The sequence below is a fragment of the Pseudomonas sp. NPDC087817 genome (assembly GCF_044742875.1).
Taxonomy (GTDB): domain Bacteria; phylum Pseudomonadota; class Gammaproteobacteria; order Pseudomonadales; family Pseudomonadaceae; genus Aquipseudomonas.
In genome coordinates, this window is the sequence record NZ_JBIUVJ010000024.1 from 1 (window position 1) to 21,546 (window position 21,546).

Here is a 21,546-nt window from a genome sequence, read left to right on the forward strand (position 1 = left end):
TGTTCCTGGTGACCCTGCTGGTGCTCGGTCTGTGGTCGGTGCGCAGCTTCTTCGGCTTCAGCACCAACGCCGATGCGACGGTGCTCAACGGCCGCTGGACCAAGGCTGTGGAAACCCACGACGACGATGAATTCCCGATCAAGCGTCTGGGCACCAACCTCAGGGCCGCGCTGGATTTCAAACTGTTCAACGAAGGTCGTCCGGGCGTGGTGCTCGGTCGCGATCAGTGGTTGTACAGCGATGAGGAATTCAACCCGATCGTCAACGAAGAGCTGAATCTGCAAGGCAACTACGCGCTAGTTGAAGGCGTGCGCCAGACCCTGAAAGCGAAAGGCGTGAAACTGGTCATGGCGATTGTGCCGGCCAAGGTTCGCCTGTACCCGGAGCATCTGGGTGAAGTGAAACCGGCGAGCATTCACGCCAACCTTTATCAGGATTTCCACAACCGCGTAGCAGCCGACAAGATCCTCGCCCCCGACCTGCTCAAGCCGTTCCAACAGGCCAAGCAGAACGGTCAGCAAGTGTTCCTGCGCACCGACACGCACTGGACACCTGAGGGTGCAGAGATTGCGGCGAATACGCTGGCGAAAACCATCGCCGACAAGTTCCCGCTCAGCGGCGAACCGCAGCGTTTCGTCACCACGCCGGCCGAGAAGGTCACGCACAAGGGCGATCTGCGTCTGTTCCTGCCGCTCGATCCGCTGTTCGAAAACCTGATGCCGGCGCAAGAGCCACTGCAAAAGCGCAACACCGTCGCGGCCAACGAGCAGCCTGCCGGTGACGACGCGCTGTTCGCCAGCAATGAAGTGCCGGTGGCACTGGTCGGCACCAGCTACAGCGCCAACCCCAACTGGAACTTCGTCGGTGCGCTGAAACAAGCGCTGCACAGCGACGTGGTGAGCTACGCCGAAGACGGCCACGGCCCGATCCTGCCGATGCTCAGCTACCTGAAAAGCGATGACTTCAAGAACAGCCCGCCACAGGTACTGATCTGGGAGTTTCCTGAACGATATCTGCCTGTGAACAACGAAATCGGCGACGCCGACCCGCAGTGGGTCGCAGAGCTCAAACAAGCCGGCGCTCGCCAACAAAACGTAGCCATCAACACTAAATCCGAGACGCCCGATCGGGCGCAAAACTGAAAGAGAGGTAACACCATGACTTTCACTACTACTCCTCGTCGTCTCGCAAAACGCATTGCACTGGTTGCAGGCCTCAGCGTGCTCTCCGTCCAGGCCTTCGCCGGTGGTGACGCCGCGTTGTACGGCCCGACCGCACCGAAAGGCTCGACCTTCGTGCGTATCTATAACGCCAGCAACGCAGAAGTCAGCGCCACCGTCGGCAGCACCAACCTGAGCGACGTTGCGCCGCTGGCCAGCAGCGACTTCAGCTTCATGCCGGGCGGTGATTACAGCGCCAAGATCGGCAGCCAGACCCTGCCGGTCAAACTTGCCGGCGACCACTACTACACCCTGGTCAACAACGCCTCCGGCGCGCCGCAACTGATCGAAGAGCCGCCGTTCAAGAACAAGCAGAAATCCCTGGTCCGCGTACAGAACCTCAGCGACAAGCCGCTGACCCTGAAGACCGCCGACGGCAAGACCGACGTGGTGCCGAATGTGGCCGCCAAGGGCCGTGGCGAACGCGAAATCAACCCGGTGAAAGTCAGCCTGGCGCTGTACGAAGGCGACAAGAAAGTCGGCGACGTGAAACCGGTCGCACTGGAGCGTGGTGAGGCAGCGGTGCTGTACGTCACCGGTTCCGGCAGCAGCCTGTCGCCAGTCTGGGTGAAACGCCCGGTGTCGACGCGCTAACACATTTCCTGAACTGACCCGGCTCCCTGTGGGAGCTGGCTTGCCAGCGATGCAGACACCTCGGTTCCGCAGATACACCGAGGCGATGCCATCGCTGGCAAGCCAGGCTCCCACAGGGACCGAGGTTAGCGTTCAGAACGAGACAAAAACAAGAGTGAAACGACACAGCGTTCGTGCCTCTAACCAATCGATTTTATGGAGTAAACAATATGATTCCGGTGATCTTGTCAGGTGGTAGCGGTTCACGTCTTTGGCCGCTTTCGCGTAAGCAGTTCCCTAAACAATTCCTCGCCCTGACCGGTGAACACACACTGTTCCAGCAAACCCTGGAGCGCCTGGTGTTCGAAGGCATGGACACCCCGATCGTGGTCTGCAACAAGGATCACCGTTTCATCGTCAACGAGCAGTTGGCCAATCGCAATCTGGAATGCCAGCGCATCCTGATGGAACCGTTCGGCCGCAACACCGCGCCCGCCGTGGCGCTGACCGCGATGATGCTGGTCAACGAAGGTCGTGACGAGCTGATGCTGGTACTGCCGGCCGACCACGTACTGGAAGACCAGAAAGCCCTGCAACGCGCCCTCGCCCTGGCCACCGTCGCCGCTGAAAATGGCGAGATGGTGCTGTTCGGTGTGCCGGCGACCAAACCGGAAACCGGCTACGGCTACATCAAGTCCACCGCCGATTCGCTGCTGCCCGAAGGCGTCAGCCGCGTCTCGCACTTCGTTGAAAAACCCGACGTCAAACGCGCCACCGAATACGTCGAATCCGGCGGTTACTACTGGAACAGCGGCATGTTCCTGTTCCGCGCCAGCCGCTTCCTCGAAGAGCTGAAGAAGCACGATCCGGACATCTACGACACCTGCCTGCTGACCCTTGAGCGCAGCCAGCAGGACGCCGACACCGTCACACTGGACGAAGCCACCTTCGCCTGCTGCCCGGACAATTCCATCGACTATTCCGTGATGGAAAAAACCCAACGCGCCTGCGTGGTACCGCTGACCGCCGGCTGGAGCGATGTCGGTTGCTGGTCGTCGCTGTGGGAAGTCAACGAGAAAGACGCCAACGGCAACGTCAGCAAAGGCGATGTGGTCATCCAGGACAGCAAGAACTGCATGATCCACGGCAACGGCAAACTGGTCTCGGTGATCGGTCTGGAAAACATCGTCGTGGTCGAAACCAAGGACGCGATGATGATCGCCCACAAGGACAAGGTTCAAGGCGTCAAGCAGATGGTCGCCACCCTCAACGAGCAGGGCCGCAGCGAAACCCAGAACCACTGCGAGGTCTATCGTCCGTGGGGCTCGTATGACTCGGTGGACATGGGCGGGCGTTTCCAGGTCAAGCACATCTCGGTGAAACCGGGCGCTTGCCTGTCGCTGCAGATGCACCACCACCGCGCCGAACACTGGATCGTGGTCAGCGGCACCGCCGAAGTGACCTGCGATGACAACGTGTTCCTGCTCTGCGAAAACCAGTCGACCTACATTCCGATCGCCTCGGTGCATCGCCTGCGCAACCCGGGCAAGATCCCGCTGGAAATCATCGAAGTGCAGTCGGGTTCGTACCTGGGCGAAGACGATATCGAGCGGTTCGAAGATATCTACGGCCGCTCCACCCCGATCGAACGCGGCGTGTCGGTGAAAACCATCGCGCAGTAAAACGCTCAGCAAGACAAGAAGCCCTCGCCCAGCCCACTGCGTCCCCCATCCGCAGCGGGTTGGGCGGGGGCTTTTTTTGTCCGGAATCTGCGGTGTCTATACTGGCCTCTTCGCGGGCAAGCCCGCTCCCACAGTGGACCGAGGCGTTACTCGATTTTGTGATGACCACCCATCCCAGTGGGAGCGGGCTTGCCCGCGAAGGTGTCTTCAAACTCACCGCAGAAATCCTGCCCATCGCCAACCTCACCTACGCTTAGGTAGGATGCCCCTCTATCCCTGCGAGGTTGTGCGACATGTTCATCGGCGTTTTGCTGGTCATCACCTGGCTGATCCTGCTGCTGCGCTATCCGGCCAAGGCTTTGCCGGTGTCGGTAGCGGCCGCCATCGGCCTGGGTCTGGTAGCCGTCTGGGTGGTGTGGCTGGACAACCGCGAGATCAAGCAACTGGCGCGCCTTGAGATGCGCATTGTCTATGCGCCCGAGCAATGCCCGGCCGATCGGCCGTTGCAACTGAAAATGAACAACGGCAACAGTGTGCCGCTGACCGAACTGCGTTGGCGCATCGCGGCCTATGCACCGGGCGACACGGTCAATCTGGCCGACAACCAATACACCGCGCCACGCTATCGCGGCCCCGGCGAGTTGCAGGCTGGCGGCAGTTGGGAAGACTGCTTGCCGATGCCGCCGCTGCGGCCCGGTTATCGCCCGCAAACCCTGGAGTTTCGCGCCGAGCGATTGCAGGGTAGTTTCTCCGACTGATCCCCCCTCCCACTCTTTTGCACAAGGAATGCGCCATGCCCGTTGCGTTGATTACCGGATGTTCCAGCGGCATCGGCCGCGCCCTCGCCGAGGTGTTCAAAAGCGCCGGTTTCGAAGTCTGGGCCACGGCGCGCAAGGCTGAAGACGTCGCAGCGTTGAGTGCGGCCGGATTCACTGCGGTGCAGCTCGACGTCAACGACGGCGCGGCGTTGCAACAACTGAGCGAACGGATCAATCAACTGCATGGCGGCCTCGACGTGCTGATCAACAACGCCGGTTACGGTGCCATGGGCCCGTTGCTCGACGGCGGCGTGCCGGCCATGCAGCGCCAGTTCGAAACCAATGTGTTCTCGATTGTCGGCGTCACCCGCGCACTGTTCCCGGTGCTGCGTCGAGCGAAGGGGCTGGTGGTGAATATCGGCAGTGTTTCCGGTGTGTTGGTCACCCCGTTTGCCGGTGCCTATTGCGCGTCGAAAGCGGCCGTGCATGCCTTGAGCGATGCCCTGCGCATGGAACTGGCGCCGTTCGGCATTCGCGTGATGGAGGTGCAGCCCGGCGCCATTCAATCAAGCTTCGCGAAAAATGCCGGCCACGAAGCCGAACAACTGATCAACGAAAGCTCGCCGTGGTTTCCCCTGCGTGAAGGCATTCGCGCGCGCGCCAAGGCATCGCAGGACAACCCAACCCCGACCGGCGAGTTTGCCGCCGTATTGTTGAAAGCCGTGCAGCAGAGCAAACCGCCCCGACTGATCCGCATCGGTAATGGCAGCCGGGCATTGCCGTTGCTGGCGGCGTTGCTGCCCAAGGGGTTGCTGGAGACGACGCTGATGAAACGCTTCGGCTTGAATCGTCAGATCTGAGCCTGGGAAACACTCATTCCTCCCAGGCTATCTTGATCCCCAAAACACATAACAGTGCGAAGATGATCAATGCCAGAAACAACCCAAGTCCAAAGAACGTGCCCGCGATGACTTCACGGGGGTTGGCAGGGTTGTAGAACACACTCACCTTGTCTCCCGCTACGGCGCCGGAAAACCCATCTCTGAATTCATGAATGACCGGCGTGCCGTCCGCCGTGACAAAGGCAACCGTTCGGGTGGTGGTGTAACTATGGCCGCTGCCGACATTGGTCATCCTCGAGCTGGAGGTGCTCAAGACTTGCGCCGGAGCCTTGAGGCCCCTGATTCTCAGATCGAAAAAATCGTAGCCTTGGTAGGCGGCGCCGACGCTACTGAACAGCAACATCAGCCCGAAGAGGAATCCCCCGATGTACTTCATCCGCTTGCTCCTTGCAGGCTGGAAAGGGTCGGCAATATAACGATCCTGCCCTTTGCCAACAACCCTTCCGCGTCCTTGTGGTTGTGCCTCCAGGTGCATTCAGTAGAATGCGCGCACTTGAGACCTTCGCGGCGTTTGCCCGGCTCATGCAGCATGGAATCGCTGGCGTAACACTGAAGCACGGATTGCTTTGCCCTCCTGCTCTTCCCCTGCCCGTTCCATGCGACCTTTTATTCAATCGCAGATCAGGGAATATCCATTGAAATTTTTCAACGTGCTGCCACTGGCATTGGTTGCTTTGCTGGCGGGTTGCGCAAGCCAACCCTCGTCTCTTAATGACACGCTGCCCAAGCTGACCTTGCAGGACGTATTGCCGAAAGTCACAGCCAACAAGCAGTGCAATGAGCAGATGGACAGTGACATTGTGTATGGCATCGGCTTGCAGTTGTACAAGCAGGGGGAGCGCAATGACGCCAAAACCTGCATGGTCATGGCCGCTCCCAAGCAGACTCGCGCGTTTTGCTATCTGTCGATGATCACCCGTTATGACCTCGATCTGACTGCCGACCAACGTAACACTGAAGCCTTCAACTACATGGCTTATGCCGCCATGCAGAACGACTGGTGCGCGGAATACGGTCTGTATGAAAGCTACAAAATCGGCAGTATCGGCTCCAAGCAAGACCCCGCACTTGCCTTTCGCTGGCTGGAGCGTTCCTCCCTGCACGGCTATGACGAGTCGCAAAAGTTACTGATTGAGCACTACCAAGCACAGGGCGACCTGAGCGCCGCGTACGCCTGGACACGGATCATGGCCAAAGCCGAAGACACTAGCGCTGGCGATGACCTGAAAGCCAAAATGAATGCTACCCAGATCGCTGAAGGCGACAAGCTCTATAGCGAACTGGTCACCCAAGTCACCAGCAAGAAAACTTTGTTCGATGAGGCGCGTGAGGAAGACGTCGGCCGCTACTCAGCCGCTATCTATCAGAACTATCCAGAGACCTTCAAAGGGATGTCGTCTACCGAGCGTTACGACTATGTGAAACAAAACATGTTCACCGCCCTCAAGCAGCCGTTCACCAAAAGCCGTGGCGACGTTGTGACCTACATCGTGGTTACCCGCGCCGCTCAGTTGAAATTGCCTGGCGCGAATATCGCCAATGACAAGCGCATCGTCTCGCTCATGGAAGATGACGAGTTGTCGGTCAATGAAACCATCGAGTACGCGCTGGGGGTGGTTAACAAGTACTACTAATAAAGTGTCCCAGGCCCCGTGCGTTTAGCGGCACGGGGCGCAAGACCGTGTAAGGCCTTCGCGAGCAACGCCCAACCTGCAGGAACAAGGCTTGCCCGCGAAGCGGCCAAAACAATCACCACAAACCCTCAACCCCAGCCCTTCATGAAATCGATAAACGCGCGCACCTTCAGCGGCAAATGCCGGGTGTCCGGGTACAGTGCATACACGCCTTGCTGCGCAAAGCGGAAATCGGTCAACAAGCGCTGTAATCGCCCAGCCTCCAGATCCTCCTGAATCAGCCATTGCGGCAAAATCGCCACACCTTGCCCGGTCAAGGCAAACGCCCGCAGCGTCGCCGAGTTGTCGGCGACGATCGCAGTGGTGCCCGGTTTTGGCTGATACACGAGTTCGGTCCCGGAAGGATCGGTCACGGTCATTTCCGGCACGCGTCCATGGCCCAATGTCGGCATCGACTCCAGCGTGGCCAGCGTGGCAACCGGCGCAAAGCGCTCGACCAATTGCGGCGCGGCCACCACGAACACCTCGAACGTCGACAACTGCACCGCACGCAGGTTGGAGTCGTGCATACGGCCCAGACGGATCGCCATGTCAAAACGCTCGGAGATCAGATCGGCATGGGTCGAAGACGTCGACAAATGAATGTTCAGTTGCGGTTGCTGCTGACGAAACACTTCAAGCGCCGGCACCACCTGCGCCAGAGCGAACTCGACGGTCGTGGTAATACGCAACGTGCCTTTGAGCTGTGAATGCTCGGAACGAGCCTCCTCGATGGCCAACCGCGCTTCGTCCAACGTGCGCAAGCAGCGTCGATAAAAACGCTCGCCCGCATCGGTCAGCGCCAGTTGCCGAGTGTTGCGCGTGAGCAAGGTCACGCCCAACTCCTCCTCCAGCCGCTTGAGGTTGAAGCTCACCACCGCACGCGTCTGGCCCAATGTATTGGCGGCAGCGGTCAATGAACCGGCCTCAACCACAGCTTTGAACGTTTCGAAACGGTCGAGACTGACCATGTTCAGGTCGCTCCTTGTCAAAATAATTTTGACAAACTAGCAGCCAAACCAGCGTTTTCCTATCACCTGAAGCGCCCTACCCTGCACGTCTTATCACAGGGAAGCTGCCATGGCTTATCGCTCGAAAGTCGCGCTGGTGTATCTATTGGGGTTTGCCCTCGACTTGCTGAACATGTTCGTTGCAAGCATTGCCTACCCCGACATCGCTCAACAATTGCACGCCACGGTGACCGAACTGGCGTGGATCACCAACGCCTACATGCTCGGCCTGACCTTGATCATCCCACTCAGTGTGTGGCTGGCCGCACGGGTCGGCGAGCGACGGTTGATTCTTGCTTCGCTGCTGGTGTTCGGCGTGGGCTCTGCACTGGTGGCGCAAGCAGGATCGATTGAAAGCCTGATCGGCTGGCGCCTGCTGCAGGGACTCGGTGGCGGACTGTTGCTGCCGGTCGGTCAGGCCTTGGCCTATCGGCAGTTTGCGCCGGCGCAGCGCGCGCATTTCACTGGCGTGGTTTTATTGGTCGCGCTGATGGTGCCAGCACTGTCTCCAGCGGCGGGTGGATTGATCGTGCAGGCGCTGTCGTGGCGATGGATTTTCTACCTCAATTTGCCGGTGGCGCTGCTCGCTTTCGGGCTCGGCCTGTTCTGGTTGAAAGCCGATCAACCCGCCGGCGAACGGCCGACACTGGACGCCCGTGGCCTGCTGTTGGCGGCTTCGGCGCTCAGCTTGTTGTTGATCGCCGTCAGCCTGATGAGCGAGACCGATACGCGAACCCTCGGCGTCTTGGTGCTCTTGCTCAGCCTGCTGACCCTGTGCCTTTACCTGCGTGATGGCTGGGACAAACCCGGCGCCATCCTCGACCTGCAACTGATCAAGAATCCGTCACTGCGCCTGGCGATGCTGATCTACCTGTGCGTGCCCGGTGTATTCACTGGCACTCACATGATTGCCGTGTTGTACCTGCACGGCCTCGGCTTCGGCGCGGCGCAAACCGGCGCATTGATGCTGCCATGGGCGGTCGGTTCGGGCGTGGCGATCATGCTCGGCAAACGCAGTTTCAATCGTATCGGCCCCAAACCTTTGCTGAGCGCCGGCATGCTCCTGCAATGCCTCGGCATTGTGCTGCAGATGCGCACCGAACAACCCGCCAGCACGCCGCTGATCATCGCTTACGCGCTGATGGGCCTGGGCGGCAGCCTGTGCAGCGTCACCGCGCAGACGTTGGCATTTGTCGGCATCGCAGCAGACAAAATGGGCCACTCCAGTGCGCTGTGGAATATCAACCGACAACTCGGTTTCTGCCTTGGTGCAGCGATGCTCAGCTCATTGTTGGGCGCGTTGAGTGGTGACGCTTTCCATGAGTGTTTTATCGCCGCCGCGCTGCTGACCCTGTTGCCCATGGTCGCCGTCCTGCGTTTCGACTCGACCCACGCGCTCGCGCTATTGAACCCACCTGCCCTTGAGGAAAAAACTGCATGAATGACGCCACGCCCTACCTGGACGAAGTGATCCAGGCGCACGAAGCCATCGAACGATGGTTTGCCGTAGAAGAGGAGGACGCCGCGCTGCAGCGATTGCTGGCACGTTTTTCGCCACGTTTTTCCATGGTGACGCCGTCGGGCCGAGCGTTGGATGTCGACGCCTTGCGCCTGCTGTTCCGAGCCGCAGGGGGGCAGAAGGAAGGCTTCAGAATCCAGCTCAGTGAGTTACGCGTGATTGCCTTGCATCAGCGCGGCGCGACCGTGAGTTACCGCGAACAACAGAGCGATGCGAGCGGTGTGCACACGGATCGGCGCTCGACAGTGGTGTTTGAAAAACTCGAATCCGGACGGGTGTTCTGGTTGCATTTGCAGGAGACGTTTTGCGCTGAGTGATTGCGCGGTATCAGTCTGGAAATACCGAGTCGCCCCCATTCGCGAGCAGGCTCGCTCCCACATTTGAAATGCATGACCTCTGTGGGAGCGAGCCTGCTCGCGAAAGGAGCGACACGGTCTGTCAGTTGTCCACAGCGCTCTGATTCACCACCACCGTGCAAGTAATCCCTGCCGCCAGCAACACCCCCTCCGGTACTTCATCAATGTGAATGCGCACCGGCACTCGTTGCGCCAGACGCACCCAGTTGAACGTCGGATTGACGTCGGCGATCAGCTCCCGGCTCTCCGGATTGTCGCGGTCATAGATGCCACGGGAAATGCTTTCCACGTGCCCCTTCAAGACTTCGCCGCTCATCAGTTGCATGTCGGCTTTATCCCCCACGCGAACGTGCGGCAGTTTGGTCTCTTCGAAAAAGCCGTAAACCCAGAACGAATTCATGTCGACCACGGCCATTTTCGCTTCGCCGATGCGTGCGTAGTCGCCGCGATGCACGTTGAGGTTGGTCACGTAGCCGTCGACTGCTGCGCGTACTTCGGTGCGCTTGAGGTTGAGTTCGGCCGCCTCCAGTTGTGCCTGGGCGTGTTGATAGTCGGCCAGCGCGGCGTCGGCGATGTTGCTGGCGTCGTCGCGGTTTTCCTTGGAGATCACCAGATTGTCCAGATCGGCGCGGCGATGGGCGTTGACCTTGCGCATCTCCCATGTCGACTTGCGCGAAGCCACCAGCGACTGCGCCTGTTTCACCGCGATGCGGTAGTGCTCGGGGTCGATCTGCATCAGCAGATCGCCCTTCTTCACCAGTTGGTTGTCACGCACCGGCACATCGACCACTTCACCGGTGACGTCGGCGGCGACGTTGATGATGTCGGCGCGCACCCGACCGTCGCGGGTCCACGGCGTGTTCATGTAATGCACCCACAAGGTCCGGCCGATCCACAGCGCCAGGGCCAGCACCAGCAGGGTCGCGAGCAGGCTGAAAAACTTTTTCATCAGATCGTTCTCAACGGTAGACAGTCAGCGCCATCGCGCCGAACAGACAGGTAAACAGACTCAGGCGCAGCAGCGCCGGGTGCCAGAAAAAACGGTACAGATCGAACCCCGACAAGAACCGATCCACCGCCCAGGCCAGCGCCGCGGCGATGAAAAACATCAGGGTCATGGTCGGCATGTACACGCCGTGGAAAGCGATTTCACGAGGCATGGGCAAGTCCTTCGGGCTTGGCGGGAGCAAGAGCGGCCAGCGGCGATTGCGGGTCGAGCAACGAGGTGCGGATAAAGTGCAGATAGCTCTTCACCCGGCGCAACGCCGAGGTATCGAAGTGCGGCGCGAATGGCTCATCGGTCGCGGCCACGCGGCTGATCGCGTGATCGACAGCGACCAGTGCGCGTTCCAGATTGCTGGCGTTCGGTTGCAGAAACAGCCGCACCAGCGCGCGGCCCATCACGCGGATCGCCTGGCGCCACGGCTGCGATTCGGCATACGCTGGGTGCACTGGCAAAATCGCTTGTTCCTTGCGCAACTCGATGATCGCGTGACCGACTTCGAGCACCACGAACATCCAGCGCAACAGGTTCTTTTGCACCTTCGGTTCACCGGCCGCGAGACCGTAAGCCTGATGCAGCAAGTCGCGGGTGCGGCTCTCGAAACTCGACGCCAGGCCTTTGAGTTTGCCGCTGATCGCATAGACCACCTGGCCACGCAGATCCTGCTCCAGCCGCCGCCACAACCAGCGGCTGTTCGGCGGCAGAATAATTGCGCCCGCAGCGGCGCAGACCAGCATGCCCATGACCATGGCGATGTAATCGTTGATGAAGGTGTAGGGGTTGTAAATGGTCAGGTTGTCCGGCACCGAACCGGTGCTGAAGAAGATCAGCAAACCGAGACCGACACCGGCGTACTGCGGCCGCGAAGTCAGGAACGAACCGAACACGATTACCGGCGCGAGCATGACGCACAGCAGCGGAAAACCGTCGATCCACGGGAAGATGAAAAACATCTCGACGAAGCCGATCAGCGCCCCGAGAAACGTGCCGCAGGCCATTTGAAACGCCATGCGTTTCGGGTTCGGGGTGGCAGCGGACAGGCCCACGGTGGCGGCGGCAATCAGGGTCATCGTCGCGCCGCTCGGCCACGCGGTGGCGACCCAGTAACTGCCCAGCACGATGAGGATGAACGAGGCGCGAATCCCCGAGGCCGCGGCGGCCCACCAGTTGGTTTGCGGGGTGAACGGCTCGTCCCAGCGCTCGCGCTCGTGGCGGTGATCGGCCAGGGATGCGTGCGTCTGCGCATAACTGTGCAGGTCATCGACGAAGCGATAGAGCAACTCGTACGCCGTGTGGAAATCCAGTTGCTCGGCGTCGCTGGGTTCGCTTTCCTGAAAGATCGCGCGCAGGCTGCGTACCCGCGCCGGCAGACCTTCCTTGTAAGTGGCCAGCGCTGTCGCCAATCGCGCCGCATCGGGGCTGGTCAGGGCGCGGCCGCTGAAGCCGTCGAGCACTTCAGCGAGGTCCTGCAAGCCCGGTCTGATCGCCGCGACGACGTGCTCCTCGCCATTGCCGCGCAAGCGTTCAAGCAACTGATGCAGGGCGTTGAAGCGCGTGGTGATGCCCATGAACTCGCTGTTCAAACGGCTGAGTCGACCGTTGCGCCGACGCATGTGCGGGTCTTCGAACACGGTCACACTGCGCAACCCTTCCAGGCCCACGGCTTCGGCGATGAAACGCACGTTGCTGGCTTCAAAGGATTCGGTTTTGCTGCGTCCGCGCAAGCCATCGGTCACGAATAGCGCGAACACGCCGAACCGCTGGTACAAGGCATTGCGCATCGCCGCACTGGCGGTTTGCGGCAGGATCGCCGCGCTGATTACGGTGGAGCAGAGAATCCCCAGCGAGATCTCCAGCACCCGCCAAACCGCCGCCATGAACGCGCCATCCGGATGCGCCAGCGCCGGCAAACCAACCATCGCCGCCGTGTAGCCAGCCAGGACAAATCCGTAGGCACGAAAGTTACGGCAACGCGCCGCACCGGCCGAGCAGATGCCAACCCAGATCGCCAGCGAGCCGAGGAACAGCTCAGTGTTTTGCGCGAACAGCGCGATCAGCGTGACCATCATCGCCGACCCGGCGAGGGTGCCAAGGAAGCGATAGAAGCTCTTGGCAAACACCTGGCCGCTCTGCGGCTGCATGACGATAAACACGGTGATCATCGCCGTGCGCGGTTGCGGCAACTCCAGACGCATGGCCAGCCACAGGGTGAGGAATGCGGCGAGCAACACCTTGAAGATATACACCCAGGTCACGCCATCGCTGCGCGCCCAGTCAAACAAACCCCGACGCCATTCCAGGGAGTAGAGCCAGCGTAGAGGTGCGGGCAAGGGAGTCATTTGGTCTTGCTCAATGATTGAGGACTGAAGAGTTTTCTGTGGCAAACATCAATTTTTGTGGTGAGGGGATTCATCCCCGATGGGCAGCGAAGCGGCCCCAAGAAAAGCAAATGCGGTGTACCAGGCAGAACCGGTTTGCAGGTTTTGGGGCTGCTCCGCAACCCATCGGGGATAAATCCCCTCGCCACAAGGGGTTTGTGTAGTGAATTGGGTGTTCACCGCAGGAGTGCCGGGGTTTTCGGGGCTGCGGTTTTCTCGGCCGTCGGCACATCGTTGCCAGCACCGAGCCCACCACCCAGCGCCGTCACCAAATCCGCATGCGCGGTCAACCGCGCCGCCTGCACCTGCTGCTGCACTTGCTGCTGCTTGAACAACAGCGTCTGCGTATTCAGCACGTTGAGGTAATCGGTGAGGCCGCGTTGATAGGCGATCATCGCGATGTCGTAAGTTTTCTGCGCCGTGGCCACGGACTCGGCGGCAAAGCCTTGCTGCTTGTCCATCGACTCACGGCGGATCAACTGGTCAGAAATGTTCTTCAGCGCGTTGACCAGCGTCTGGTTGTAATGCGCGACGGCGATGTCATAACCGGCCGAGGCCTCACCCAATTCAGCACGCAAACGCCCACCATCGAAGATCGGCAACGAGATCGCAGGGCCAACGTTGTAATTGAGTTTCTTGCCGGTCAGAAACTCCAGCGCGCCGCCCCCGGTCGCCATGTAGCCGAGGCTGCCGACCAGATCGACGTTGGGATAAAACCCTGCGTGCGCAACATCAATTCCGCGTGCCTGCGCCGCCACTTGCCAGCGACTGGCGACCACGTCCGGGCGTTGCCCGAGCAGTTCGGCCGGTAGCGCTGACGGCAACTTCAGCGCTGCGCCAAGGGACAGCGTCGGTCGCTGCAATTGCGCGCCCGCACCCGGTCCCTTGCCGGCAAGCGCGGCGATCTGGTTGCGGCTGAGGGCAATTTCCTCATCCAGCGCATCCAGTTGCCGATGGGTTTCCGGCAGCGGCGTTTGCGCTTGGCTGACTTCGAAGTGCGTGCCGATCCCGCCGTTCAAACGCTTCTGCGCCAGATCGAGAATCTGCTGCTGCTGCGCAAGCGTCGCGGCGACGATGTCGCGCTGGGCGTAATGCAGCGACAGCTCGATGTAGGCGCGCACGATGTTGTTCTGCAATTCGAGCTGTGCCTGCCGCGCTTCGGCGGCGCTCATGTGCGCCAGATCCACCGCGCGTTCGCTGGCATTGCTTTCCCGGCCCCAGAGGTCGAGCGCATAGCTGAAACCGAGCGCGGCGTTGTTGTCCCAGGTGGTGGTGTTGGCCAGCTCGCCCGGGCCGTAAAACTGATCGGTCGGCCAGTTGTGGCGCTTGAGCGTCGACTCGCCATTGATCTGCAACGACTCGGCCGCTTCGGCGACACCGGCCATGGCTTTGGCCTGACGCACTCGCGCAGCGGCAATGGCCATGCTCGGGCTGTCTTGTACGGCGAGGTCGATCCAGCGATTCAGTTGCGGGTCGCCGTAGGCTTGCCACCATTGTGCGGTGGGCCAGTTTGCGTCACGGGCGGCGTGGGCGATGGCCTCGTCGGTGGCCAGTGCGTCGGCTTCCAATGCCTTGCTATGCGGGGCAATTCCTTGCGTTGAGATGCAGCCGCTGAGACCCAGGGTAAAAGCCAGAACACTGAGCGGCAAAAGCGCTCTGTTGATGCGACGCGGCACAGCTGCGAATTCCTGAGAAGAGGATAAGGCGAGGACTCGCTGTAGGAGCTGCCGAAGACTGCGATCTTTTGATCTTGAATCCCTTAAAACAAAATCAAAAGATCGCAGCCTGCGGCAGCGCCTACATCGGATCGGCGCAATTCTATGGAACGCCCTGTTCGGCGATAAGCTGGGTTTTCTGTGAATCTTTGTTACGGTTAACGAGATAATCCTTAAGTCTGGGTCTCAGCCCTCGAAACTTCGTGTCACAATTTGCCATCTCCCTTGAGAGCACCCCATGGACACTTTGCAAAACATGCGCGCCTTCAGTTGCGTGGCCGAAGCCGGCAGCTTCACCGCCGCCGCCGTGCAACTCGACACCACCACCGCCAACGTTTCGCGCGCGGTCTCCAACCTGGAAGCCCACCTGCAAACCCGACTGCTTAACCGCACGACCCGGCGCATCGCCCTGACCGAGGCCGGCAAGCGTTACCTGCTGCGCTGCGAGCAGATCCTCGCCTACGTCGAAGAAGCCGAGGCCGAAGCCAGCGAGGCCCACGCCCGCCCCGCCGGGCAGTTGAAAGTGCACACCATGACCGGCATCGGCCAGCACTTCGTGATCGACGCCATCGCCCGCTACCGCAAGACCCACCCCGACGTAACCTTCGACCTGACCATGGCCAACCGCGTGCCGGACCTGCTCGACGAAGGCTACGACGTCTCCATCGTGCTGGCCCGCGAACTGCCGGACTCTGGTTTCGTCTCGCAACGCCTGGGCATCACCTACAGCATCGTCTGCGCCTCACCGGCCTACGTGAAAGCCAACGGCTGCGCGCAAAAGCCCAGCGACCTGCTCAACCACGCCTGCCTGCGCCTGGTCAGCCCGGTGATCCCGCTGGAGAAATGGGCCTTCGATGGCCCGGAAGGCCAGGAAATGGTCACCATCAACAGCTCGCCATTTCTGGTGAACTCCGCCGACGCGATGAAAACCGCGATCACCAGCGGCATGGGCGTCGGTGTGCTGCCGGTGTACGCGGCGATCGAAGGCCTGCGCAACGGCACGCTGGTGCGAGTCATGCCGAACTATCGCTCGCAGGAACTCAACCTGTACGCGATCTACCCTTCGCGGCAATACCTTGATGCGAAGATCAAGACCTGGGTCGAATACCTGCGCGGTTCGCTGCCAGAAATACTCGCGGCGCATCAGGCGGAACTGGCTGCTTATGAGCTCAGCGGCAGCCTTGCCGGGGCTCGCGTCGCCAACTGATTTCGGTGATTTGCAGGGTGGGCAGTCTGCTGGAAATTGGCCGGCTGTCCGGCAGCCATCGCTGGCAAGCCAGCTCCCACAGGGTTCGCGTAGCCGGTGCTTTTTAAACATCCACCGGCCCGTGCAGGAGCTGCCGCAGGCTGCGATCTTTTGATGTTGGTGTTTAAAAATCAACAGATCGCAGCCTACGGAAGCTCCTACATCTGGGCGTTTTCGCGGATATTTCCGACGTGTTTTGCAGGTTGCTCGTCGGAAGGGCGGTGGGTAGGGTTTGGGTGTCGCTGACGAATCAGCGAACGGGTCTGGAAAACCCGCAGGATCACAGCACATGACATAATGCCGCGCTTTTTCAGCGCCGGTGTTCGAGTTATGGCGGCTGTACGTGGGAGACCTTCGGGTCTGCCGGGTTTGATCCTTTGCCGGTTTTTCCAGTCCGCGTACAGCTGCCACCCTTTCGCCTGGAAAACGAAACATGGCAGTTCCACGTCATTAAAAGGATATTTGTCATGATCAAGCACAGTCCCAATCCGCCTGAAGCGGAGAACACCACGCCCTACGAATTCCCCGGCTCGAAGAAATTCCACGAAGCTGCCGATCGCGCCCTCGACCACTACTTCCAACCCAACGCACTCACCCTGCGTTTCCACAAACCCAGCACCATGTTCCAGGTCGCGCCCGATCAGGACAACGAAAGCCTGCTGGTCCACGCCTGCGAATCACTGGCACAAGCCAGCCTCATGAGCAGTGACATCGCCGCCTATATCGACCTTCCGCAACGGCGCACGATTCTCGCGATCCAGCAGATCATCATGCTCGCCGAACTGGCGGTGAACCGCGTGCTGGATAACGTCGACGTGACACCACCAGCGCCACGCAGCTGACCCCTATGGGCACGGGCTTGCTCGCGAAAGCGGTGGATCAGTAAACATCATCGCCAAATGACACACCGCCTTCGCGAGCAAGCCCGCTCCCACAGTTTGAAACAGGTTCACCCGCCAGAGACTGGCCGGCTGTTAGACCGTCATCGCGAGCAGGCTCACTCCTACAATTGGATCGTATGCAGTCTGCCAGAGACTGGTCGACTGTCAGGCCGCCATCGCTGGCAAGCCAGCTCCCACAGGGGTGGAGTACAACCAGCAGAGACTGGCCGGCTGATAGACCGTCATCGCGAGCAGGCTCACTCCTACAATTGGATCGTATGCAGTCTGCTAGAGACTGGTCGACTGTCAGGCCGTCATCGCTGGCAAGCCAGCTCCCACAGGGGTGGAGTACAACCAGCAGAGACTGGCCGGCTGTCAGGCCGTCATCGCGAGCAGGCTCACTCCTACAATTGGATCGTATGCAGTCTGCCAGAGACTGGTCGGCTGTCAGGCCGCCATCGCTGTTCAAGCCACACCCCAAACGCGGCGCATGCCGCCCCACTCAACACAATGAGCGTTAGCTCGAGTACCGCTCTTGATCTTGATCTCGGAGCCCGTCGGCAGGCTGAGTGGAGGGATTCATCCGGGGGGAACATCGAGAGGAGGTGCAGCGAAGCAAACCGGAGGCGATGCCCCGGATGAAACCCGGAGCGAAGGAACCCGAGCCACAGCGAGGGCCGAACGTCAGGGCACAGACCTTTTGGTTACTTTTGGGGCGTTTGCCAAAAGTGACCCGCCGTAAGGGCGGAACCCTAAGCCGCCATCCCCCCAAAAACGGATATTCACCCAAAACCCCAAGAACATGGTCGGCCCAAAGGCCGCCAAGAAATGTTAGCGTGCTTGGCAATAAAGCCCCAAAGCCGAGCCCAAAACGATGAAAAAAACAGTCCTGGCCTTCAGCCGCATCACCCCCCCAATGATCGAACAACTAAAACAAGAGTTCGACGTCATCGTCCCCAACCCAAAAAACGGCGACATCAACGCCCAGTTCAACGAAGCCCTGCCCCACGCCCACGGCCTCATCGGCGTCGGCCGCAAACTCGGCAAAACCCAACTCGAAACCGCCGAAAAACTCGAAGTGGTCTCCAGCGTCTCCGTCGGCTACGACAACTACGACCTCGACTACTTCAACGAACGCGGGATCATGCTCACCAACACCCCGGACGTACTCACCGAAAGTACCGCCGACCTCGCCTTCACCCTGATCATGAGCAGCGCCCGCCGCGTCGCCGAACTCGACGCCTGGACCAAGGCTGGGCAATGGCAAGCCAGCGTCGGCGCCCCATTGTTCGGCACTGACGTACACGGCAAAACCCTCGGCATCGTCGGCATGGGCAACATCGGCGCCGCCGTCGCCCGCCGTGGCCGGTTCGGCTTCAACATGCCGATTATCTACAGCGGCAACAGCCGCAAGACCGAACTCGAACAAGAACTCGGCGCACAATTTCGCAGCCTCGACCAACTCCTCGCCGAAGCCGATTTCGTTTGCCTGGTCGTGCCCCTCAGCGACAAGACCCGCCACCTGATCAGCCATCGCGAACTGGCGCTGATGAAGCCGAGCGCGATTCTGGTCAACATCTCCCGTGGTCCGGTCGTCGACGAACCCGCGCTGATCGAAGCGCTGCAAAACAACCGCATCCGTGGCGCCGGTCTGGACGTCTACGAAAAGGAACCGCTGGCGGAGTCGCCACTGTTCCAGCTGAAAAACGCCGTGACCCTGCCGCATATCGGCTCTGCCACCCATGAAACCCGCGAAGCCATGGCCAATCGGGCCATTGCCAACTTGCGCAGTGCGTTGCTCGGCGAACGCCCGCAGGACCTGGTGAATCCGCAAGTCTGGCGCGGATAAAAAAACACGGGCAAGTGCCAAACAGCACTTGCCCGTTAGTTACGCACATACACAACTTGAAATTGAACAACAAACAAAACCAAACAACAGCATTATAAGCTCTGCCCGGCTATCGAATTATCGATGAGCGCTATGGAGAGCAAAAACCTTGAACACACTGACCACCGAAAAAATCATCCGCTACAGCAAAGTTATATTGATGGCTTACATCAGTTTCTTTGGCCTGTTGGTGATGATCCACAACTTCACCGACTATAATTCGAACTACACGTACGTGGCTCACATCCTGAGCATGGACACCACTACTGCAAGTGAGAACATCAAGTATCGAGCCATTGAATCACCGATGATTCACCACCGGATCTATTGGTTCATCATCACCATGGAGGTGACTTATACGGTGTTGTGTCTGATCGGCACTTATCAGCTTTATCGCAAGATCGATGAATCGGCAGAGGCATTCCATGAAGCCAAGAAGTTCTCGATCATGGGCATACTGGTTGCAATATTCATCTATTACGTCTGTCTGCAAACAGTGGGTGTCGAATGGTTCGACATGGACACTTCACAATCATGGAATGCCAAGGACTGGGCACGGCATATCGTTGACTTCATATTCCCGGTGATGATTTACATCACATTGAAAGTCGAGCGCTGACGTTCAGCGCTCATTTATTTCAAGCTAACTTTCCCTGCACCGGTGATACCACCGCCTTCGGTTTACGAAACACCAGCACGTTACCCAGCATGACCAATACCAGCCCGATCAATGCTGGCGCTGTCCACTGATAACCTTCGACAAACGCCGAGACGTTCAGCGCCACCACCGGGAACAACACCGTGCAATAAGCCGCGCGCTCCGGGCCCATACGCCCGACCAGCGTCAGGTACGCCGTGAAACCGATCACCGAACCTGGAATGACCAGATACAGCAGCGCCCCGACGTAACGCGTCGACCAGTCCATGTCGAACGGAATGCCTTTGATCAGGCACCACACCGACAGCATCGCCGCACCGTAAGCCATGCCCCAGGCATTGGTGGTCAGAGGTTTCAGCCCGGCTTTCTGTTGCAGGCTTGAGAGCATGTTGCCCGCCGAGAAACACAAGGTGCCGCACAGCGCCAGACCGAGGCCGAGCAAGGTCTGCGGGCTGGCGCGATGGCCGGCCAGTTCCGGCCAGAACAACAGACCCAGGCCGAACAATCCCAGCGCACCGCCCATCAACACGTTACGGGCAATCCGTTGGCCGAAGAACACCCGCGCATTGAGGGCGTTCCACAGGGTTGCGGTGGAAAACACTACCGCCACCAGACCGCTGGGAATCCACTGACTGGCGGTCAAAAAGCACATGAAGTTGACGCAAAACAGGCACAAGCCCTGCGCCACGCAGATCAAATGGCCGCGACGGTTCATTGGTTGCAACCGACGGCTGAGCAGCAACAAGACGAACAGCACCAACGCCGCGAGGCCGAAGCGATAAACAATCGACACCGGAATCGCCACTACGCCCAGTTGCCATTTCAGGGCAATCCAGGTGGTGCCCCAGATCAGCACGGTCAACAGATACAACGACAGATTCATAAGCGAACTCCCGAAAGCAATGCCAAGCGCTGTTGTGGCGAGGGGATTTATCCCCGATGGGCTGCGCAGCGGCCCCAAAAACTTGTGAGCGCTACGCCCTCAAGCGAGATGGCGCGACAAGCTCCCTCGCCACAAGGATTGCGCTGAATTGAGGATCAGGGTGCTGCACCAAGGGTTGAAGCGCTTGCACAATCTTGCGCATTTGTCGGACGCTTGGCTGGCAGCACGACGCCTACGGAGTAGGATGCAAGGCGTTGGAGAGAACCGAATATGGCCGCAATCGATAACCTGCAAGTCTTCCAAGCGCTTAACCGCTCGCCGAACGCTCGCCTTGTGCACAGCGCCGAGCTCGGTGACGGCCTGGCTGCGGCCCTGTGGACCAATCACCACGACGCCCAGGAATACGAAGCTCCCAGCCATCACACCCTCTCCTGCTACATCGCCGGCGGCACCGGCACGTTTCGTCGCGGTCAGCCGGGCCAGAAGGGTGGGCCGGACAAGCTGTGCATCCTGCCGGCCGACCATGAATCGGGCTGGGTAATCAACGGTGATATCCGTTTGGCCCACCTGTACTTCAGCGCCGAACAATTCGCCATCGGTTGCGTCACGTTGCTTGATCGCGAGCCACGGGAAATGCAGCTGCGCGAGCAGACTTTTCTCGAAGACCCGCAACAGGCGCAGCGCTTTCGCCAGCTACTGACGCTGAACTGGGACGAGCCCGCCGAACGCTTGCTGACCAGTAGCCTGGCGCATGAATTGATCAGCCATACCTTGCTCTGTCAGGTCGGCGCCCGTCAGGGTTTGCGTCTGAAGGGTGGACTGGCGCCGCACCAGCGTCGGCAGTTGGTGGAGTTCATCGACAACCAGTTGGCCGAGCCGATCAGCCTCGGGCAATTGGCTGGATTGTGTGCGTTGTCGGAGTACCACTTTGCGCGGATGTTTCGCGTGAGTTTCGGTTTGCCGCCGCATCAATATGTGCTGGCAAGGCGCTTGAGCCGGGCGCGGGAGTTGTTGCGCGGGACAGCGTTGCCGCTGGGGGAAATTGCGCTGGCCTGTGGGTTTGCCAGCGCGAGTCATTTCACCAATCGGTTCAGGCAGGTGTTGGGCGGGACGCCCGGCGAATATCGGCAGGCGTTTTTGCGTTAGAACTGGAATCTTTGCCGTCTATCAGGGCCTCATCGCTGGCAAGCCAGCTCCCACA

20 protein-coding genes are annotated in these 21,546 nt (G+C 59.9%); 13 read left to right on the forward strand and 7 right to left on the reverse strand.

Translation table 11 applies throughout. The features are described 5' to 3' along the window. From ACIONG_RS16730 to ACIONG_RS16750, 5 genes are all read left to right on the forward strand, one after another. Positions 1-1,142 (forward strand): alginate O-acetyltransferase (locus tag ACIONG_RS16730; protein WP_401301135.1); only part of this gene is annotated, 1,142 nt, incomplete at its 5' end. Positions 1,143-1,157: 15 nt separating this feature from the next. Further along, positions 1,158-1,814: an alginate O-acetyltransferase AlgF gene (locus ACIONG_RS16735; RefSeq protein WP_213027621.1), complete on the forward strand. Its 657-nt coding sequence runs from the start codon at positions 1,158-1,160 to the stop codon at positions 1,812-1,814. Positions 1,815-2,023: 209 nt separating this feature from the next. Continuing rightward, positions 2,024-3,475 carry a mannose-1-phosphate guanylyltransferase/mannose-6-phosphate isomerase gene (locus ACIONG_RS16740; RefSeq protein WP_064586060.1) on the forward strand — a complete coding sequence of 484 codons (1,452 nt, stop codon included), beginning with the start codon at positions 2,024-2,026 and terminating at the stop codon, positions 3,473-3,475. Positions 3,476-3,768: 293 nt separating this feature from the next. Continuing rightward, complete coding sequence (locus ACIONG_RS16745; RefSeq protein WP_123534243.1) at positions 3,769-4,233, forward strand: multidrug transporter; 465 nt, start codon at positions 3,769-3,771, stop codon at positions 4,231-4,233. A gap of 35 nt (positions 4,234-4,268) precedes the next feature. Continuing rightward, the gene (locus ACIONG_RS16750) at positions 4,269-5,093 is read left to right on the forward strand and encodes an SDR family oxidoreductase (protein WP_401301140.1); all 825 of its coding nucleotides are present in this window, start codon (positions 4,269-4,271) and stop codon (positions 5,091-5,093) included. Positions 5,094-5,106: 13 nt separating this feature from the next. Here the strand turns inward: ACIONG_RS16750 and ACIONG_RS16755 are convergent, their stop codons facing one another. Beyond that, positions 5,107-5,511, reverse strand: coding sequence for a DUF3592 domain-containing protein (locus ACIONG_RS16755; RefSeq protein ID WP_401301143.1), 405 nt, complete (start codon positions 5,509-5,511; stop codon positions 5,107-5,109). A 259-nt stretch (positions 5,512-5,770) separates the two neighbouring features. Here ACIONG_RS16755 and ACIONG_RS16760 point away from each other — a divergent pair, with 259 nt between their 5' ends. Continuing rightward, positions 5,771-6,769 carry a sel1 repeat family protein gene (locus ACIONG_RS16760; protein WP_401301146.1) on the forward strand — a complete coding sequence of 333 codons (999 nt, stop codon included), beginning with the start codon at positions 5,771-5,773 and terminating at the stop codon, positions 6,767-6,769. Between the two features lie 128 nt (positions 6,770-6,897). Here ACIONG_RS16760 and ACIONG_RS16765 read toward each other — a convergent pair whose 3' ends face one another. Continuing rightward, positions 6,898-7,779 carry a LysR substrate-binding domain-containing protein gene (locus ACIONG_RS16765; protein WP_401301149.1) on the reverse strand — a complete coding sequence of 294 codons (882 nt, stop codon included), beginning with the start codon at positions 7,777-7,779 and terminating at the stop codon, positions 6,898-6,900. A gap of 109 nt (positions 7,780-7,888) precedes the next feature. Between ACIONG_RS16765 and ACIONG_RS16770 the strand changes: the two genes are divergently transcribed. Continuing rightward, entirely contained in the window at positions 7,889-9,259 is a 1,371-nt protein-coding gene (locus tag ACIONG_RS16770) for an MFS transporter (RefSeq protein ID WP_401301152.1), read from the forward strand. Beyond that, positions 9,256-9,654, forward strand: coding sequence for a DUF4440 domain-containing protein (locus ACIONG_RS16775; RefSeq protein WP_401301155.1), 399 nt, complete (start codon positions 9,256-9,258; stop codon positions 9,652-9,654). Before ACIONG_RS16770 ends, ACIONG_RS16775 begins: the two co-directional genes overlap by 4 nt. A 121-nt stretch (positions 9,655-9,775) precedes the next feature. Here the strand turns inward: ACIONG_RS16775 and ACIONG_RS16780 are convergent, their stop codons facing one another. The 4 genes from ACIONG_RS16780 to ACIONG_RS16795 all read right to left on the reverse strand — a co-directional run bounded on the left by ACIONG_RS16780 (position 9,776) and on the right by ACIONG_RS16795 (position 14,750). Then, complete coding sequence (locus tag ACIONG_RS16780) at positions 9,776-10,642, reverse strand: efflux RND transporter periplasmic adaptor subunit (RefSeq protein ID WP_401301158.1); 867 nt, start codon at positions 10,640-10,642, stop codon at positions 9,776-9,778. 10 nt (positions 10,643-10,652) lie between these two features. Beyond that, positions 10,653-10,853: a DUF1656 domain-containing protein gene (locus ACIONG_RS16785; RefSeq protein WP_007914106.1), complete on the reverse strand. Its 201-nt coding sequence runs from the start codon at positions 10,851-10,853 to the stop codon at positions 10,653-10,655. Continuing rightward, positions 10,843-13,035, reverse strand: coding sequence for an FUSC family protein (locus ACIONG_RS16790; RefSeq protein ID WP_213027618.1), 2,193 nt, complete (start codon positions 13,033-13,035; stop codon positions 10,843-10,845). Before ACIONG_RS16790 ends, ACIONG_RS16785 begins: the two co-directional genes overlap by 11 nt. A 215-nt stretch (positions 13,036-13,250) precedes the next feature. After that, entirely contained in the window at positions 13,251-14,750 is a 1,500-nt protein-coding gene (locus ACIONG_RS16795) for an efflux transporter outer membrane subunit (protein ID WP_401301162.1), read from the reverse strand. Positions 14,751-15,027: 277 nt separating this feature from the next. On the opposite strand from ACIONG_RS16795, the gene ACIONG_RS16800 reads away from it, so the two are divergent. The 4 genes from ACIONG_RS16800 to ACIONG_RS16815 all read left to right on the forward strand — a co-directional run bounded on the left by ACIONG_RS16800 (position 15,028) and on the right by ACIONG_RS16815 (position 19,423). Next, on the forward strand, positions 15,028-15,996 hold the full coding sequence (locus tag ACIONG_RS16800) for a LysR family transcriptional regulator (RefSeq protein WP_103305180.1): 969 nt from the start codon (positions 15,028-15,030) through the stop codon (positions 15,994-15,996). A gap of 506 nt (positions 15,997-16,502) precedes the next feature. Beyond that, on the forward strand, positions 16,503-16,877 hold the full coding sequence (locus ACIONG_RS16805) for a DUF6124 family protein (protein ID WP_401301165.1): 375 nt from the start codon (positions 16,503-16,505) through the stop codon (positions 16,875-16,877). A 913-nt stretch (positions 16,878-17,790) separates the two neighbouring features. Beyond that, positions 17,791-18,765 (forward strand): 2-hydroxyacid dehydrogenase, encoded by a 975-nt coding sequence (locus ACIONG_RS16810; protein WP_401301168.1) that lies wholly within the window; start codon positions 17,791-17,793, stop codon positions 18,763-18,765. 148 nt (positions 18,766-18,913) lie between these two features. After that, a complete protein-coding gene (locus ACIONG_RS16815; protein WP_103305177.1) occupies positions 18,914-19,423 on the forward strand; it encodes a DUF2165 family protein in 510 nt (169 codons plus the stop codon). Positions 19,424-19,442: 19 nt separating this feature from the next. Here the strand turns inward: ACIONG_RS16815 and ACIONG_RS16820 are convergent, their stop codons facing one another. Then, positions 19,443-20,345, reverse strand: a complete 903-nt coding sequence (locus ACIONG_RS16820) for a DMT family transporter (RefSeq protein WP_213027613.1) — start codon at positions 20,343-20,345, stop codon at positions 19,443-19,445. 270 nt (positions 20,346-20,615) lie between these two features. On the opposite strand from ACIONG_RS16820, the gene ACIONG_RS16825 reads away from it, so the two are divergent. Next, positions 20,616-21,491 carry a helix-turn-helix domain-containing protein gene (locus tag ACIONG_RS16825; RefSeq protein WP_401301173.1) on the forward strand — a complete coding sequence of 292 codons (876 nt, stop codon included), beginning with the start codon at positions 20,616-20,618 and terminating at the stop codon, positions 21,489-21,491. Positions 21,492-21,546: the final 55 nt, after the last annotated feature.